The 16113-nt window shown below is 45.8% G+C and carries 15 protein-coding genes; all 15 read left to right on the forward strand.

What is annotated here, in order from left to right:
* Positions 1-155 precede the first annotated feature (155 nt).
* Positions 156-2255 carry a flagellar biosynthesis protein FlhA gene (gene flhA / locus QVA83_RS00380; RefSeq protein ID WP_014948646.1) on the forward strand — a complete coding sequence of 700 codons (2100 nt, stop codon included), beginning with the start codon at positions 156-158 and terminating at the stop codon, positions 2253-2255.
* A gap of 29 nt (positions 2256-2284) precedes the next feature.
* Positions 2285-3694: a flagellar biosynthesis GTPase FlhF gene (flhF, locus tag QVA83_RS00385; RefSeq protein WP_014975912.1), complete on the forward strand. Its 1410-nt coding sequence runs from the start codon at positions 2285-2287 to the stop codon at positions 3692-3694.
* Positions 3695-3699: 5 nt separating this feature from the next.
* Positions 3700-4566 carry a MinD/ParA family protein gene (locus tag QVA83_RS00390; protein WP_014948648.1) on the forward strand — a complete coding sequence of 289 codons (867 nt, stop codon included), beginning with the start codon at positions 3700-3702 and terminating at the stop codon, positions 4564-4566.
* On the forward strand, positions 4563-5294 hold the full coding sequence (locus QVA83_RS00395; RefSeq protein ID WP_014948649.1) for an RNA polymerase sigma factor FliA: 732 nt from the start codon (positions 4563-4565) through the stop codon (positions 5292-5294). The genes QVA83_RS00390 and QVA83_RS00395 overlap by 4 nt, the downstream gene beginning before the upstream one ends.
* A 36-nt stretch (positions 5295-5330) precedes the next feature.
* Positions 5331-5714: a chemotaxis response regulator CheY gene (cheY, locus tag QVA83_RS00400; protein WP_012517682.1), complete on the forward strand. Its 384-nt coding sequence runs from the start codon at positions 5331-5333 to the stop codon at positions 5712-5714.
* A 34-nt stretch (positions 5715-5748) separates the two neighbouring features.
* On the forward strand, positions 5749-6504 hold the full coding sequence (locus QVA83_RS00405; protein WP_014948650.1) for a protein phosphatase CheZ: 756 nt from the start codon (positions 5749-5751) through the stop codon (positions 6502-6504).
* A 12-nt stretch (positions 6505-6516) separates the two neighbouring features.
* Positions 6517-8751 (forward strand): chemotaxis protein CheA, encoded by a 2235-nt coding sequence (locus tag QVA83_RS00410; protein WP_287497995.1) that lies wholly within the window; start codon positions 6517-6519, stop codon positions 8749-8751.
* Between the two features lie 28 nt (positions 8752-8779).
* On the forward strand, positions 8780-9910 hold the full coding sequence (locus tag QVA83_RS00415; protein ID WP_014948651.1) for a protein-glutamate methylesterase/protein-glutamine glutaminase: 1131 nt from the start codon (positions 8780-8782) through the stop codon (positions 9908-9910).
* Positions 9911-9938: 28 nt separating this feature from the next.
* Positions 9939-10703: a ParA family protein gene (locus QVA83_RS00420; protein WP_014948652.1), complete on the forward strand. Its 765-nt coding sequence runs from the start codon at positions 9939-9941 to the stop codon at positions 10701-10703.
* 7 nt (positions 10704-10710) lie between these two features.
* Complete coding sequence (locus QVA83_RS00425) at positions 10711-11517, forward strand: chemotaxis protein CheW (protein ID WP_287497996.1); 807 nt, start codon at positions 10711-10713, stop codon at positions 11515-11517.
* Between the two features lie 17 nt (positions 11518-11534).
* Entirely contained in the window at positions 11535-12026 is a 492-nt protein-coding gene (locus tag QVA83_RS00430; protein ID WP_014948654.1) for a chemotaxis protein CheW, read from the forward strand.
* Positions 12027-12085: 59 nt separating this feature from the next.
* On the forward strand, positions 12086-12520 hold the full coding sequence (locus tag QVA83_RS00435) for a DUF2802 domain-containing protein (protein WP_014948655.1): 435 nt from the start codon (positions 12086-12088) through the stop codon (positions 12518-12520).
* 111 nt (positions 12521-12631) lie between these two features.
* On the forward strand, positions 12632-13570 hold the full coding sequence (metA, locus tag QVA83_RS00440; protein WP_039224879.1) for a homoserine O-acetyltransferase MetA: 939 nt from the start codon (positions 12632-12634) through the stop codon (positions 13568-13570).
* A gap of 3 nt (positions 13571-13573) precedes the next feature.
* Positions 13574-14641: a homocysteine S-methyltransferase family protein gene (locus QVA83_RS00445; protein ID WP_239244414.1), complete on the forward strand. Its 1068-nt coding sequence runs from the start codon at positions 13574-13576 to the stop codon at positions 14639-14641.
* A 9-nt stretch (positions 14642-14650) separates the two neighbouring features.
* Positions 14651-16113, forward strand: a 1463-nt coding sequence (locus QVA83_RS00450) for a dihydropteroate synthase (protein WP_287497997.1), incomplete at its 3' end; no start/stop codon positions are given.

The following is a 16113-nucleotide window of genomic DNA, read 5'->3' on the forward strand; positions in this document are numbered from 1 at the left end:
ATCGCCCTATACAAGTCACTGTAGACAGTAATCACGCATGATTACAGCTCAGATTTGGATAACTTTTGCGTAAAACACAAAGCTGGCACGTTAGTTGAAAACTCACTAGAAGATTCACATAAAGCGTCAATTTTCTGATAGAGAGACACCAAGCCATGCAGTTATCCGGTTATCTTCAGCGATTCGATAAAAATCAGCTGCAAAATTTTACCAGTGGTTTAGGCGCACCCATCGTCCTTTTGGCAATTATGGGCATGGTTATATTGCCTATGCCGCCATTCTTACTGGACGTGCTGTTTAGCTTTAATATTGCGTTGTCGCTAGTCATTATCTTGGTGGCTGTACTTACCCAGCGTCCAGTAGATTTCGGCATTTTCCCCTTGGTGTTACTTATCGCTACCGTTTTGAGACTAGCGCTTAACGTGGCTTCTACTCGCGTTGTCTTACTTTACGGACATGAAGGCGGCGATGCAGCAGGTAAGGTTATTGAAGCCTTTGGTGCGGTCGTTATTGGTGGTAACTACGCCGTAGGTATTGTTGTTTTCGCCATTCTTCTTATTATCAACTTTAAAGTAGTGACCGCAGGTGCAGGACGTATCTCAGAGGTAAGTGCTCGCTTTACGTTAGATGCTATGCCTGGTAAGCAGATGGCAATCGATGCCGACTTGAATGCTGGTTATATTGACCAGGACCAAGCGCGCAAGCGCCGCGAAGAAATTACTGCAGAGGCCGACTTTTACGGGTCGATGGACGGTGCCTCAAAATTTGTAAAAGGTGACGCGGTAGCGGGTCTTTTTATCATGCTAATCAACATTGTTGGTGGTCTTTTCATAGGCATGATTCAGCACGGTCTTTCATTCGGTAACGCCATAGAAATCTATACGATACTGACCATAGGTGATGGTCTGGTGGCGCAAATCCCTTCATTATTACTTTCGGTCGCTACAGCCATTATCGTTACTCGTGAAAACGAGACTCAGGAAATGGGCAAAGAAATCCGCGGTCAGCTTGGTAATAATCAAGCTCTTTATATAGCCTCGGGCGTTCTATTTGTGATGGGTATCATTCCTGGGATGCCTCATATCGCATTCTTAGGGTTCTCATTCTTGATTGCAGGCTTTGCTTACTGGCAGTCGGTCCAAGAAAAGAGAAAGGCCGCAGAGCCCAAAGTGCCAGACAATGTGGTAAAAGATGAATCGGTCGCACCTGAAGTGAAAGAGCTTGGCTGGGATGATGTTCAGCAGGTAGATACCATCGGATTGGAAGTGGGCTATCGTTTAATTCCTCTTGTCGATAAATCCCAAGGTGGCGAGTTGTTGACGCGCATTAAAGGCGTACGTAAGAAACTATCGCAAGAGCTGGGTTTCCTTATTCCGCCTGTCCACATTCGCGATAACTTGGATTTAGAGCCCAACACTTACACCATCGCTATGCTAGGCGTAACGATAGGCGATTCCATCATCAGTCACGATGAAGAACTTGCTATTAATCCAGGGCAAGTGTTCGGTAAATTAGAAGGGCGTGCCACTAAAGACCCCGCGTTCGGCTTAGACGCAGTATGGATTAAGCCCAATAAACGGGAGCATGCACAAACCCTTGGGTACACAGTAGTAGACGCTGCGACCGTTGTAGCGACCCATTTAAGCCAATTACTCTCTAACAATGCATATCAATTATTAGGGCACGAGGAAGCGCAACAACTTCTTGATATGCTTGCCAAGCAGCATCCGAAACTGGTTGAAGGATTAGTACCAGACATTCTTCCGCTAAGCACCGTCGTGAAAGTACTGCAAACCTTATTGTTTGAAGGCGTGCCTATTCGCGATATGCGTACAATCGTGCAAACACTCAGTGAGTACGGCACGCGCAGCCAAGACCCCGATGTTTTAGTGTCTGCAGTGCGTATTGCCCTTAAACGTTTAATTGTCCAAGAAATTACTCAAGGTGCAAAAGAGATACCTGTCATAACCTTGGCGCCAGAGTTGGAACAGATGTTGCACCAGTCACTTCAAGCAGGTGGCGAAGATGGCGCTGGCATAGAACCAGGCCTGGCAGACAAGCTGCAAAAATCATTGCAGCAAGCCAGTCAGCAGCAAGAGTTAGAAGGAGAGCCTGCAGTACTCCTTACCTCAGGCATGCTACGACCCGTTCTGTCTCGCTTCTTAAAATATTCGGTTGTTGGGCTTCATGTTCTGTCTTACCAAGAAGTGCCTGACGACAAACAAATAAAAATAGTCAGTTCGGTCGGTCAATAATCTGACACTGGGTGATTGGAGAGGTTGCAATGAAAATTAGACGTTTCTTCGGCAAAGATATGCGTGAGGCGTTAAGCCAAGTTAAAGCTGAATTGGGCAGTGACGCTGTGATCATGTCAAATCGCAAAGTCGCTGACGGTATTGAGCTTGTCGCAGCCTACGACAAAGAACCTGAAGCGAAGTTGTTTACGCCGAAAGCGTCTCCACAAGCCGCTGCAAAAACACCTGGTCAAAAGGCAGTGCCTAGCTTGAGCGAAATCATTGGTGACGACGGTCCTGATAGCCTTAAAGCACTGCTAGAAAAGCAGCACGGTGGAAATAATGACGTGGCGAGTCCCGCGCAACCTAACCAACCAATGACAGCGAATGCTAAGCACGCCAATGAAATTGCTTCGCACTTAGACTTCTCAGAAGCCTTTATTGACGACGTAGAAGCCCAGCAGTCTTCTCATGAACCAGTTCGTCAGAACGCTTTCCCAGAGCATCAAGCGTCGAGTATGGATGATACCGCTGTGACGCAGTCAGCGGAGCTTGCTCAAATCAAGGAAGAGCTAGCGTCTCTTCGCGATGTATTGCAATATCAAGTGGCCGACTTGATGGAAGCTAAAAACAAACGTCAAAAACCTGTTCATCAATATCTAATCACCCGTTTAACCGATATGGGGTTAAGCAACGCGTTAGCGAAACAGCTTATTAGCTATACGCCGTCACATTACAACGAACGAGATGCATGGGTATATCTTCTTAACCTATTGGCTAATCGCATAAATGTGACAGGAAACGATATACTTAGCGCACAAGGTGCTGTTGCATTAGTAGGACCAACAGGTACCGGTAAAACAACTACCGTTGCGAAACTTGCTGCCCGCTATGCGCAAAAATACGGTGCAGAGTCGGTTGCGATGATTACCATCGATACGTATAGAATTGCCGCCTATGAGCAGCTAGCGACATACGGAAAGATTATTGGCTGCACGGTGAGAAAAGCGCAGACTAGTGAAGAACTTGCGGATTTATTATTCCAACTTCGTCATAAGCGACTAGTATTGATTGATACGGCTGGATTTAGTCAAAGAGACAGTCGATTAATTAAACAAATTAAGCAGTTTGATAACGGACAAATGCCAAATGTTAAAAAATATTTGGTAGCGCAAGCAAATACGCAATATCCTGCTTTGCAGAGAATCATTCAAGCGTATGATGATATTGAACTAAGTGGCTGTATTTTCACAAAGTTAGATGAGTGCTACTCTTTAGGAGAGGTGCTTAGTGCAGCGGTTGAATACCAATTACCGGTTAGTTATGTCACCGATGGTCAAAAAGTACCTGAAGACATTAAGATTGCAGAAGCGAAATCTTTGGTTTCCGCTGCTGCAAAGCTTTATAAAAAGTACGGTTTGAATCATACTAGTGGTAACAACGCAATTAAAACAGCATAAGCAGTATGATTGACGACCAAGCGAGTAGCTTAAGAAAAATGAAGCAATCACGGTTAATCAAAGTAATCGCCGTCACCGGTGGCAAAGGTGGCGTAGGTAAAACAAACATTACATTGAACACCGCTATCGCCATGGCGAAGCAAGGTAAACGTGTAATGGTTCTCGATGCGGACCTCGGTCTTGCTAACGTAGACGTTATGTTAGGTTTGCGTGTTGAGAAAAACTTATCCCACGTGCTTTCCGGCGAATGTACACTTGATGAAGTACTAGTGACCGGTCCGCACGGAATAAAGATTGCCCCTGCCACATCAGGCACGCAGTCGATGGCAGAATTGTCGCCAACGCAACACGCTGGCCTAATTCGTGCCTTCAGTGAGCTGCGCTCGCAGATTGACGTGCTTATCGTTGATACAGCGGCAGGTATTTCAGACATGGTGTTGAGCTTTTCAAAAGCCTCACAAGACATCATGGTCGTTGTGTGTGACGAGCCTACTTCATTGACAGATGCTTATGCATTGATAAAAATTCTGAATAGAGAGCACGGTGTTTTCCGCTTCAAAGTTGTGGCTAATATGGTGCGCGACGTGCGAGAAGGCCAAGAGCTATTTAGTAAATTAAGCAAAGTGACAGGGCGTTTTTTAGATGTTGCACTAGAATTAGTGGCGACAGTACCGTTTGACGAGAACATTCGTAAAGCAGTGCGTAAACAGACAGCCATTGTCGATGCTTACCCAGGTTCACCGGCAGCCGTTGCAATAACACAGTTGGCAAGTAAAGCCTTAACATGGCCTATTCCAGCGCAGCCAGGTGGCCATTTAGAGTTTTTCATTGAACAATTAGTTGCAGAAAAAGCCGTAGGAAGTCAGCGTTGAACAGCAAGGCAGCCGCTTATCAACAACAAACCGATAAAGCGCAGTTAGTCGAAAGACATGCGCCATTGGTTAAGCGTATAGCGCATCACTTGATAGCGCGATTGCCGGCTAGTGTTCTTGTAGACGATTTAATTCAATCAGGCATGATTGGATTATTAGAAGCCGCTCGAAACTTTGATGGTTCAAAAGGAGCCAGCTTTGAAACGTTTGCCGGTATTCGCATTCGCGGTGCTATGCTAGATGAAATTCGCAAAGGGGATTGGACACCGCGTTCAGTTCACCGAAATGGCCGAGCGATCACTGAAGCAATTTCGCAAGTAGAAAGCGAAACAGGCCGCGATGCTAGAGATTCTGATATTGCTGATAAGCTTAATGTAAGCTTGCAGGACTATCACCAAATGCTTAATGAAGTAAATGCCGGAAAGCTGGTAGGTATTGAAGATTTAGGTGTGTCAGAAGATGTTATTTCGACAGAGCAAAATCGAGGTAGCGACGCACCACTGGAAGATTTAATGCAAGGCGCTTTCCAAAAAGCGCTTGCCCATGCAATTACGACATTACCTGAAAGAGAAGCGATTGTACTTTCGCTGTATTATGATGAAGAGCTGAACCTAAGAGAAATTGGTGAGGTTCTTGATGTAAGTGAATCGAGAGTCAGTCAAATTCACAGTCAGGCCATGTTAAAACTCAAATCACGAATGAAGTCGTGGCAAGCTGACGAAGAATAGAAATTAATAACAATTAACCCCTCACTGGAGGCTATTTTGGACAAAAGCATGAAAATTCTCGTGGTCGATGATTTTTCTACCATGAGACGTATCATCAAAAACCTACTTAAAGATTTGGGTTTTTCCAACATCCAGGAAGCGGATGACGGAAGTACTGCATTGCCTATGTTGCAGCAAGGTGATTTCGATTTCGTAGTTACCGATTGGAACATGCCTGGAATGCAGGGTATTGACTTGCTTCGCGCGATTAGAGCCGATGACAAGCTCAAGCACCTACCAGTACTTATGGTTACTGCTGAAGCGAAGAAAGAGCAAATTGTTGCCGCCGCGCAAGCAGGTGTTAATGGCTACGTTGTTAAGCCGTTCACTGCAGCAACACTTAAAGAAAAATTAGATAAAATATTCGAACGTTTAGGTTGATCCAGACGCTCACCAGAGAAATGAGGTTTACTGGATGTCAACGAATGTAAACGTTCCAATTTCGTTGGAAGAAGCAAAACAGCTTGTCACCTACCTTGAAGAGGGTGACAACGCTTCAGCCAATGCCCTATTAGAAGCGGCCTCAATGAAAGAAAACGTTGAGTTATTTGCCGAAGTAGGGAAACTGACGCGTCAGCTCCATGACGCGCTGAATAATTTCCAAATAGACGACCGCATTAAAAATCTCGCGACCGATGATATTCCCGATGCACAATCCCGCCTAACCTACGTAATTGAAGAAACTGAAAAAGCTGCTAATACTACTATGGATGCCGTTGAAGCGAGCATGCCTATAGCTGAAATGCTGTCGGCGCGCATCGAAAAGGTTATGCCTGAGTGGAAGAAGCTGATGAATCGCCAAATAGAGTTGGGTGAATTCAAGGCTTTATGCGCAGACTTAGACGAATTGTTGGAAGAAGGTTCGGCACAGTCAGCTAAACTTACACAGTTACTTACAGAAGTATTGATGGCTCAAGGTTATCAAGACTTAACTGGTCAGGTTATTCGCCGCGTTATCGACTTGGTTAAAGAAGTGGAAGACAGCTTAGTTAACATGCTTACCATGTTTGGTGAACGCGACGGTGCAGAACAAACTAAACCATCTAGCGTTAAGGCCGATAAGGTTGATGGTGTAGAGGCAGAAGGCCCTATCATTGATGCCGATAAGCGCGACGACGTCGTGTCAGGCCAAGATGATGTAGATGATCTTCTGTCTAGCTTAGGTTTTTAGGGGAGCGGGCGCATGTCGTTTGATGTTGACGAGGATATATTACAGGACTTTCTAGTTGAGGCTGGAGAGATACTTGAACAATTACAAGAACAGCTCGTTGATCTTGAGAACAATCCTGAAGATGCGGATTTGCTGAATGCAATTTTCCGTGGTTATCACACAGTTAAAGGGGGAGCAGGGTTCCTGTCTCTTACTGAGTTAGTAGAAATTTGTCACGGTGCGGAAAACGTCTTTGACGTAATGCGTAACGGTCAACGAACACTAACCCCTGAACTGATGGATATTATTCTGCAAGCCACAGATGTGGTGGTTGAAATGTTTGAACGAGTGAAAGCTCGGGATCCATTAGAGCCAGCAGATGCACACCTAGTCGACTTGTTACACAAACTAAGTCGCCCGGAATCTCCAGATGAGAATATTTTTGGTGAACAAAGCGCGCCGGTGTCAGAACCTGAGCCCGCGATTGAAGAGCCAGAATTAGTTGTTGAAGAGCCTACTGCACAGGCACCAAGTTCTGGTGATAGCGGCGGTATTGACGGAATCACTGAAGATGAGTTTGAAGCGCTGCTTGATGAGCTTCATGGCTCTGGGGCACCAGGACAGTCCTCAGCGGCTAAAAGCGAACCTGCAAAGGCTGCTGCACCTGCTGCCGCTAGTGATAACGACGATATCACCGACGAAGAATTTGAAGCGTTGCTTGATGATTTACACGGCAAAGGCAAGTTTGGTGGTGAAGAAGCTGCGCCAACGGCAAATACACCAGCTCCAGCACCAGTTACGCCGAGTGCAGCTGATGATGAAGAAATCACCGATGACGAATTTGAAGCACTGCTTGACCAACTACATGGCTCAGGGCAAGGGCCTACCAAGCAGGGAGCCGTTTCAAAGGCGCCAGAGCCTCCTGTAGATAAGGCAGCAACAGAAGCGGTTCAAAAAGCGAAACAAGCAGCGCCAGCTGCGCCAAAATCGACGCCTGCTCCTAGCGCCGCAGCGCCAGCTAAAGCAAGCGCACCTGCTGCACCAAAAGCAGCGCCTAAAAAAGATGAGAAGAAGGCGGCACCAGCTGCGCCTCCTGCTGAGACTACAGTACGTGTAGATACCAAGCGCCTTGACCAAATTATGAACATGGTGGGCGAGCTTGTACTAGTGAGAAACAGGCTAATAAGCTTGGGTATCAACAGTAACGACGAAAGCATGTCCAAAGCCATTGCCAACTTAGATGTGGTAACGGGCGACTTGCAAGGTGCGGTAATGAAAACCCGCATGCAACCTATCAAGAAGGTGTTTGGTCGTTTCCCTCGCGTTGTTCGAGACCTCGCTAGAAGCTTGAAGAAAGAAATAACCCTTGAGCTTGTGGGTGAGGAAACTGATTTAGACAAAAACCTGGTTGAAGCACTGGCCGATCCACTTGTGCATTTGGTGAGAAACTCCGTCGACCATGGTATTGAAATGCCTGATGACCGTGCTGCAGCGGGTAAACCGCGCATGGGTACGGTTCAGCTATCGGCATCTCAAGAAGGCGATCATATTCTTCTAACCATCGAAGATGATGGTAAAGGAATGGATCCTGAAAAGCTTAAAGAAATTGCTATTAGTCGCGGTGTACTAGACGCAGACGCAGCTGCACGTATGTCGGATGTTGAAGCGTTTAACTTGATATTCGCGCCAGGGTTCTCAACCAAAACAGAAATTAGTGATATTTCTGGTCGCGGTGTGGGCATGGACGTGGTTAAGACCAAAATTAACCAACTTAACGGCACCGTGAACATAGATTCACAGCTAGGAAAAGGCACGCGACTGGATATCAAAGTTCCGCTAACGCTAGCCATTCTTCCGACGCTAATGATTGTTGTAGGAAAACAAACCTTTGCGTTACCATTAGGTGCGGTGAACGAAATAATAAATATGGACATCAAAAAGACCAACACGGTCGATGGCCAGCTAACAATGATAGTTCGTTCAAAAGCAATTCCGTTGTTCTTCCTTGGTGAATGGTTGATTCGAGGTCCCAAAAACATCGATAGAGAAAAGGGACACGTTGTTGTAGTGCAAATTGGTACACAACAAGTAGGATTCGTAGTAGACGCGCTAATAGGCCAAGAAGAAGTGGTTATTAAACCTCTTGATGCATTATTGCAAGGCACGCCTGGTATGGCGGGAGCCACGATTACATCAGACGGTGGAATTGCACTAATTTTAGATATTCCGAGCCTGCTTAAACGGTATGCGCGTAAACCCATCAAGTAAGGCGATGAATTAACAGGAATAATAATCCATGGTCTTTAAAGTCCTTGTCGTGGACGACTCGACTTTTTATCGTCGTCGAGTAAAAGAAATACTCGATGGCGATAGGGAACTTGAAGTTGTTGGGGAAGCGAGAAATGGGCGCGATGCACTTGAAAAAGCAGAAGCGCTTAAGCCGGATGTGATAACGATGGATGTTGAAATGCCTGTCATGGACGGCATTTCAGCTGTAAAGGCCATAATGGACAAACGGCCTACACCTATTCTTATGTTTTCTTCGCTTACGCATCATGGTGCGCAAGCGACATTAGATGCGTTAGAAGCGGGCGCGCTCGATTTCTTACCTAAGAAATTTGAAGATATCGCGCAGGACAGAAAAGACGCATCGCGCTTGTTGTGTACAAAAGTACGCTTAATAGCGCGTCGTGGTATTGGTCTTAAGCGTCCGTCGTTTCGCTCTACAGAGGCAAGAAAGCTTCCTGATAATGCGCCAAAGCAGGCGTTTTTTAAAACATCAGGGTTGCTATCAGGGCATAAAGACGCAGCTAAACAACCAACCGTTTCGTCTGTAAGAGCGACGGGAAAGCACTACAAGTGTTTGGCAATTGGGGCTTCTACAGGCGGGCCTGTGGCGCTTCAAAAAGTGCTGTCTCCTTTACCTGCAGAGTTTCCATACCCCATTTTGCTTGTACAACACATGCCAGGAACATTTACTACGGCATTTGCACAGCGTTTAGACACAAACTGTAAGATTAGAGTAAAAGAAGCCGAGCACGGCGACATTCTAAAACCAGGTCATGCGTATCTTGCTCCCGGTGGGAAGCAAATGTTGCTAGAAACCATAGGTGCGAATAAACGCATTGCCATTGTTGATGCAAGTGCGAGTGACAAGGTGAATTATAAGCCCAGTGTTGATCTCACTTTCAGTTCTCTGGCTAAAGCTTATGGTGGGGATGTATTAGGAATTATATTAACGGGTATGGGGGCTGACGGCAGAGAAGGATGCCGAATGCTCAAGGAAAAAGGCGCAACGATTTGGGCTCAAGACCAAGATTCCTGTGTTGTGTATGGTATGCCTCAAGCTGTCGCCGTTGCCAATATATCCAGTAAAAATATAAACATTGATGATATGAGCAGTTGCGTTCAAACCGAAATGCGATAGCAGTTTGAACAGTAATGGAACAGCAAATATGAAAGTGTGGACAGTAGCGAATCAGAAAGGTGGTGTAGGAAAGACTACCACTACGGTGAGCCTTGGCGGCTTGCTTGCACAGCAAGGCAAGCGAGTGCTCATGATTGATACTGATCCACATGCATCGCTGAGTTATTACTTCGGTATCGATGCAGAAGCGTCAAGTCATTCAGTTTACGATATTTTTATTAAGTCTAATGACATTACGGCCGATAATGTTATGGATTGTCTGTGCCCGACAAAGTTAGACAACTTATATGTGCTTCCTGCAACAATGGCGCTCGCGACCTTAGATAGAACGATGGGTAGCGAACAAGGTATGGGCTTAGTCCTAAAAAAAGCGTTGGCAAAAATAGCAGGAGAATTTGATGTTGCTATCATCGATTGTCCTCCAGTGCTTGGGGTGCTGATGGTTAACGCTCTTGCAGCGTGTGACAAGGTTATCGTGCCTACCCAAACAGAATATCTGGCGCTTAAAGGGCTAGACAGAATGATTCGTACCATGGAAATTATGGGACGTTCGTTGGACAAATCCTTTGATACTGTGATTATTCCAACTATGTTTGATAAGCGCACTAACGCGGCGCTTGCATCGCGAAAGCGCTTAATGAATGACTATGGTGAGCGCGTGTGGGAAGGGGTTATTCCCGTCGACACGCACTTCAGGGATGCAAGTTTAGTACAGCTTCCCATTTCCGCAGCGTACCCCAAAACACGTGGTGTGTCTGCGTACGAGAAATTATTAGCGGTATTGGAGAAATAACGAGAACATGAGCAAGCAATCGCCTTTTGCCCGTGAAGAAGTGATGGAGGCATACCTTGATAGTCTCCTCAAAGAGCCAGAAGCACCGGAAGATGTGACTGCGCGCACGGCAAAATTGCTCGAGCAGGCTTCTCAGCAGATGGCTGAAACGGCGCTTGCTTCTACCGCCAATGAAAGTGAGACGCAATCGAATGAACAAGAAGCGATAGCGGAAAAGGTTACATCGTTAATTGAAACGCAAAAAGCAGAGACAATTGAAGATGAACAGCAACAGTCTCACGCAGAAACTTTAGTAGAAAATGAACAAGAAGCTGCGTTAAACCGCGCTGAAAAAACAAAAGTTCCACTAAAGGATACTCTCGGTTTTCGCTTTCAGGCGCTATTCTTTGAGGTTGCAGGGTTAACACTTGCGGTGCCTTTGACGTCGCTAGGTGGGATCCACCAAATTGAGAAGATTGGCCCTTTATTTGGAAAACCTGATTGGTTTATGGGTGTAATGTTGCACAGAGAGTCTAAACTAAGTGTTGTTGACTCTGCAAAATGGGTAATGCCAGAAAAATATGACGAAAACCTCGCACAATCGCTTAACTACCGATATCTTATAATGTTAGGGGAAAGTGCGTGGGGTCTGGCTAGTGAAAAGCTAGTCAATACGGTCAATTTGACTACCGATGATGTTAAATGGCGCGAGTCCACAGGTAAGCGTCCCTGGTTAGCAGGGATGGTTAAAGAAAAAATGTGCGCGTTAATTGACGTTGAAGAATTAATATCTATGCTTAACAAAGGCTTAGGCAGTAACGACCAGACGCCATAGTATTGGGAGCCAGGTTCATGAGCGACGAAAGAATAAATAATAACGCCACCGACAGCAACGACGAAGTCCTTCAATGGGTAACGTATCGCTTAGGTGAAGAAACTTACGGTATCAACGTGATGCAAGTTCAAGAGGTCTTGCGTTATACCGAAATAGCCCCTGTACCCGGTGCACCTGACTATGTACTTGGTATTATCAATCTGCGTGGTAACGTAGTAACGGTTATCGATACACGTGCTCGTTTCGGATTACCGCCAACAGAAATTACTGACAATACCCGTATCGTTATTATTGAGTCTGACGAGCAGGTGGTTGGTATCCTGGTGGATAGTGTCGCTGAGGTGGTTTACTTGAAATCTTCAGAGATTGACAGTGCCCCTAACGTAGGTACTGAAGAGAGTGCTAAGTTTATCCAAGGTGTAAGTAACCGCGACGGCGAACTGCTTATTCTTGTAGATCTTAATAAATTGTTAAGCGACGAAGAGTGGGATGAGCTTAGCAACATCTAAATAAATGAATAGGCGGTATTGATTATAATACTGCCTACATTTCCCCAAGGGTTATGTCCATGGATTGGCAGCTTGCTGCACCTACCTTATTAGAACTCATACTGTGTATTCTTGTAGTTATACTCATCGCCGCGATGGGTGTGCTGTATTCACACATTAAGCAGTTGCGTTCTGCATTAAGCGAAAGCGAACATGCTAACGCAGAGGCTATTGCCCGCACTGAAGCCCTTGCTAAAAATGCAAATAATCAACAAACTGAGGCGCAAGCACGCACGTTGGTGATCACTCGACACCTTCAAGAGTTAGACGAAAAGCAAACTGATATTGAAAACCAGCTTCGAGAACTCAAGCTTCAAGATCCTTCCCTACGCCTATATCAGCGTGCGGCGGACTTAGTCAAGCAAGGCGCTAGCATTGATGAAATTATAGAAGCCTGCGACATTCCTCGTGCCGAAGCTGAGATGTTGGTAATGGTGCATAAACAAAATAATTAGTATTTTTGAGCACCAGAGAAAAAAACGTTTAGACGTCTAGACGTAAAGATGTTGACATATCGCCAGTTATAGACACAATACAGATATTGTAATTTATCACTGGAGCCCTCTATGCCAATTCGTATTCCTGAGCAGTTACCCGCGCAGAATGTACTACTAGGTGAAAATATTTTTACCATGGACATGGACAGGGCTGCCAATCAGGATATTCGTCCTCTTGAAGTCGGTATTCTTAATTTAATGCCGAACAAGATAGAAACAGAGGTACAGTTACTTCGCCTGTTATCGAACACGCCACTGCAAATAAACGTGGATTTAATTCGAATTGATAATCAAGCGCCGAAGAATACCCCCCAATCGCACATGGATGCTTTCTATCACGACTTTTCAGCGGTAGCGAATAAGAAATACGATGGCCTCATTGTCACCGGTGCGCCTCTCGCGCTTATCGATTATGAGGAAGTAAAGTACTGGGAAACCATGACCACCATATTGGAGTGGGCGCAGCGTCACGTAAACTCAACCCTTTACTTATGTTGGGCTGCTCACGCCGCCATGTATCACTTTTACGGCATTACACGAGAGCTTAGAGACGAAAAGTTTTCAGGTGTCTTTAAACATAAAGTGAATGACCCGAACAATGAGCTATTAAGAGGCTTTGATCCTTCTTTTTACGCACCACATTCCCGTTATGGGCATATTAACACCTCGTTGTATAACAGCGTCGATGGACTTAGTGTTGTTGCAGAGTCTGACGATGTAGGCGCTTATATTGTGGCGTCAGAAGATAAGCGCATGGTATTTGTAACGGGTCACCCAGAATACGATCCAGATACACTTAAAGACGAGTATTTTCGAGATATCGCCGCGGGACAAACGCCAGTAATTCCAAAAAACTATTTTGAAGGGGATGATCCAGCCAAGTCTCCTATTGTACAGTGGCGCTCACACGGCAGCCTATTGTTTACAAACTGGCTGAATTATTATGTCTATCAGACCACGCCTTACGATTTAAGTCAGCTTGCTGAAAAGTCACAGCCAAAGAGGTAGCACGTGAGCCAAAGACCAAATTCTAGCGCGCAGACAACGCTTACAGAAGCCGCTAAAAAGCGCATCCTTATATTAGACGGCGCCATGGGCACCATGATCCAGCGCCATAAGTTAGAAGAAGAAGATTATCGCGGAACACAGTTTGCCAACTGGCACTGCGATGTTAAGGGTAACAACGATTTGTTGGTTCTTACTCAGCCCGATATCATCTATCAAATTCACTGTGATTACTTTGAAGCTGGCGCGGACATTATTGAAACGAATACGTTTAATGCTACGACTATCGCTATGGCCGATTACGATATGCAGGCTCAATCCCGTGATATTAATTTAGCTGCAGCTAAATTGGCGCGTAAAGCTGCCGATGAGTTCACAGCAAAGACACCCGACAAACCCCGTTTCGTGGCGGGCGTACTTGGACCAACAAACCGCACTGCTTCAATTTCGCCTGACGTTAACGACCCAGGCAAACGCAATGTTACTTTTGACGAACTCGTGGAAGCGTATAGCGAGTCTACCGAAGCGCTCATTGAAGGCGGTGCAGATTTAATCATGCTCGAAACCATCTTCGATACACTTAATGCGAAAGCGGCAGCCTATGCGGTAGAGTCGGTTTTTGAAAAGCTGGGTATATCGCTGCCCGTTATGGTGTCTGGCACGATTACCGATGCCTCAGGGCGCACGCTGTCTGGTCAAACCGCGGAAGCGTTTTATTATTCCATGCGACACATCAGTCCATTCTCATTCGGCTTAAACTGTGCTCTTGGGCCAGACTTACTGCGCCAATACGTGGATGAAGTGGCTACTGTTAGTGAGTGCTTAATTTCAGCGCACCCTAACGCTGGTTTACCCAACGAGTTTGGTGAATACGACATGGAAGGCCCTGAAATGGCCGAGCACATCAAAGAATGGGCGCAGTCAGGGCTAGTGAATATCGTAGGTGGCTGCTGCGGCAGTACGCCAGAACACATTCGCGATATTGCTAACGCGGTCAATGGAATTGCGCCAAGAAAAGTGCCACAGTTTGAACCCAAAATGCGTTTGTCAGGCCTAGAGCCGTTTGTACACTAGGAGGGCATTATGAGCGCAGAATTTTCTACATTTATTAATATCGGTGAGCGTACCAACGTAACAGGCTCCGCTCGCTTTAAACGACTTATTCTTGAAGGTGATTTTGAAACTGCACTTGATGTCGCAAGGCAACAAGTAGAGAACGGCGCGCAGATCATCGATATCAATATGGATGAGGCCATGCTTGATTCTAAGCAGGCCATGATCACCTTTTTGAATCTAATCGCCTCTGAGCCTGATATTAGCCGCGTACCTATTATGATCGATTCGTCTAAATGGGATGTTATCGAAGCAGGACTTAAGTGTGTACAGGGCAAAGCGATTGTTAACTCTATCAGCTTAAAAGAAGGGGAAGCGCTCTTCTTAAACCAAGCCAAGCTAATAAAGCGTTATGGTGCAGCAACCGTAGTGATGGCGTTTGACGAAACCGGTCAGGCTGACACGCAGGCTCGAAAAGTAGAAATTTGTCAGCGCAGCTACAAGCTGCTGACAGAAGAAGTCGGCTTTCCACCTGAAGATATTATTTTTGACCCCAATATTTTTGCAGTAGCGACGGGTATTGAGGAGCACGATAACTACGCGGTTGATTTTATTGAAGCTACCCGTGAAATACGTAAAACCTGCCCGTACTCTCATATTTCCGGTGGCCTTTCTAATATATCTTTCTCGTTCAGAGGTAATAATCCAGTACGCGAGGCTATGCACTCGGTATTTTTATATCACGCTATTCGAGCGGGCATGGATATGGCTATTGTTAATGCCGGTCAGCTAGAGGTTTATGACGAAATACCCGCTGAACTTCGCGATGCAGTTGAAGATGTTATCTTAAACCGCAGAAGTGACGCTACAGAACGCTTGTTAGACATCGCCCCAAACTATCAAGGCGACGGCAAAGCTGCAGCGAAAGAAGATTTAACCTGGCGCGAGCAGGACGTTAATAAGCGCTTGGAGCATGCCCTTGTGAAAGGGATCACCGACTACATCATTGAAGACACTGAAGAAGCGCGCCAGCAGGCTGAACGCCCGCTACACGTTATTGAAGGGCCGTTAATGGACGGCATGAATGTAGTGGGTGACTTATTCGGTGAAGGCAAAATGTTCCTTCCTCAAGTGGTAAAGTCAGCCCGCGTTATGAAAAAAGCGGTTGCTCACTTACAGCCTTTCATTGAAGAAGAAAAATCAGACGATGCGAAAAGCAACGGCAAAATTCTTCTGGCCACAGTAAAAGGCGATGTTCACGATATCGGTAAAAACATTGTGGGCGTGGTGCTTCAGTGTAATAACTTTGAAGTGATTTATTTAGGCGTGATGGTACCAGCAGCCAGCATTTTACAAACGGCTAAAGACGAAAACGTAGATATGATTGGCTTGTCGGGCCTTATTACTCCATCACTTGATGAAATGGTACACGTTGCCAAAGAAATGGAGCGTCAGGGCTTTGACATTCCGCTACTTATTGGCGGTGCGACTAC

The sequence above is a fragment of the Alteromonas sp. AO-Serp genome (assembly GCF_017849675.1).
GTDB lineage: Bacteria > Pseudomonadota > Gammaproteobacteria > Enterobacterales > Alteromonadaceae > Alteromonas > Alteromonas macleodii.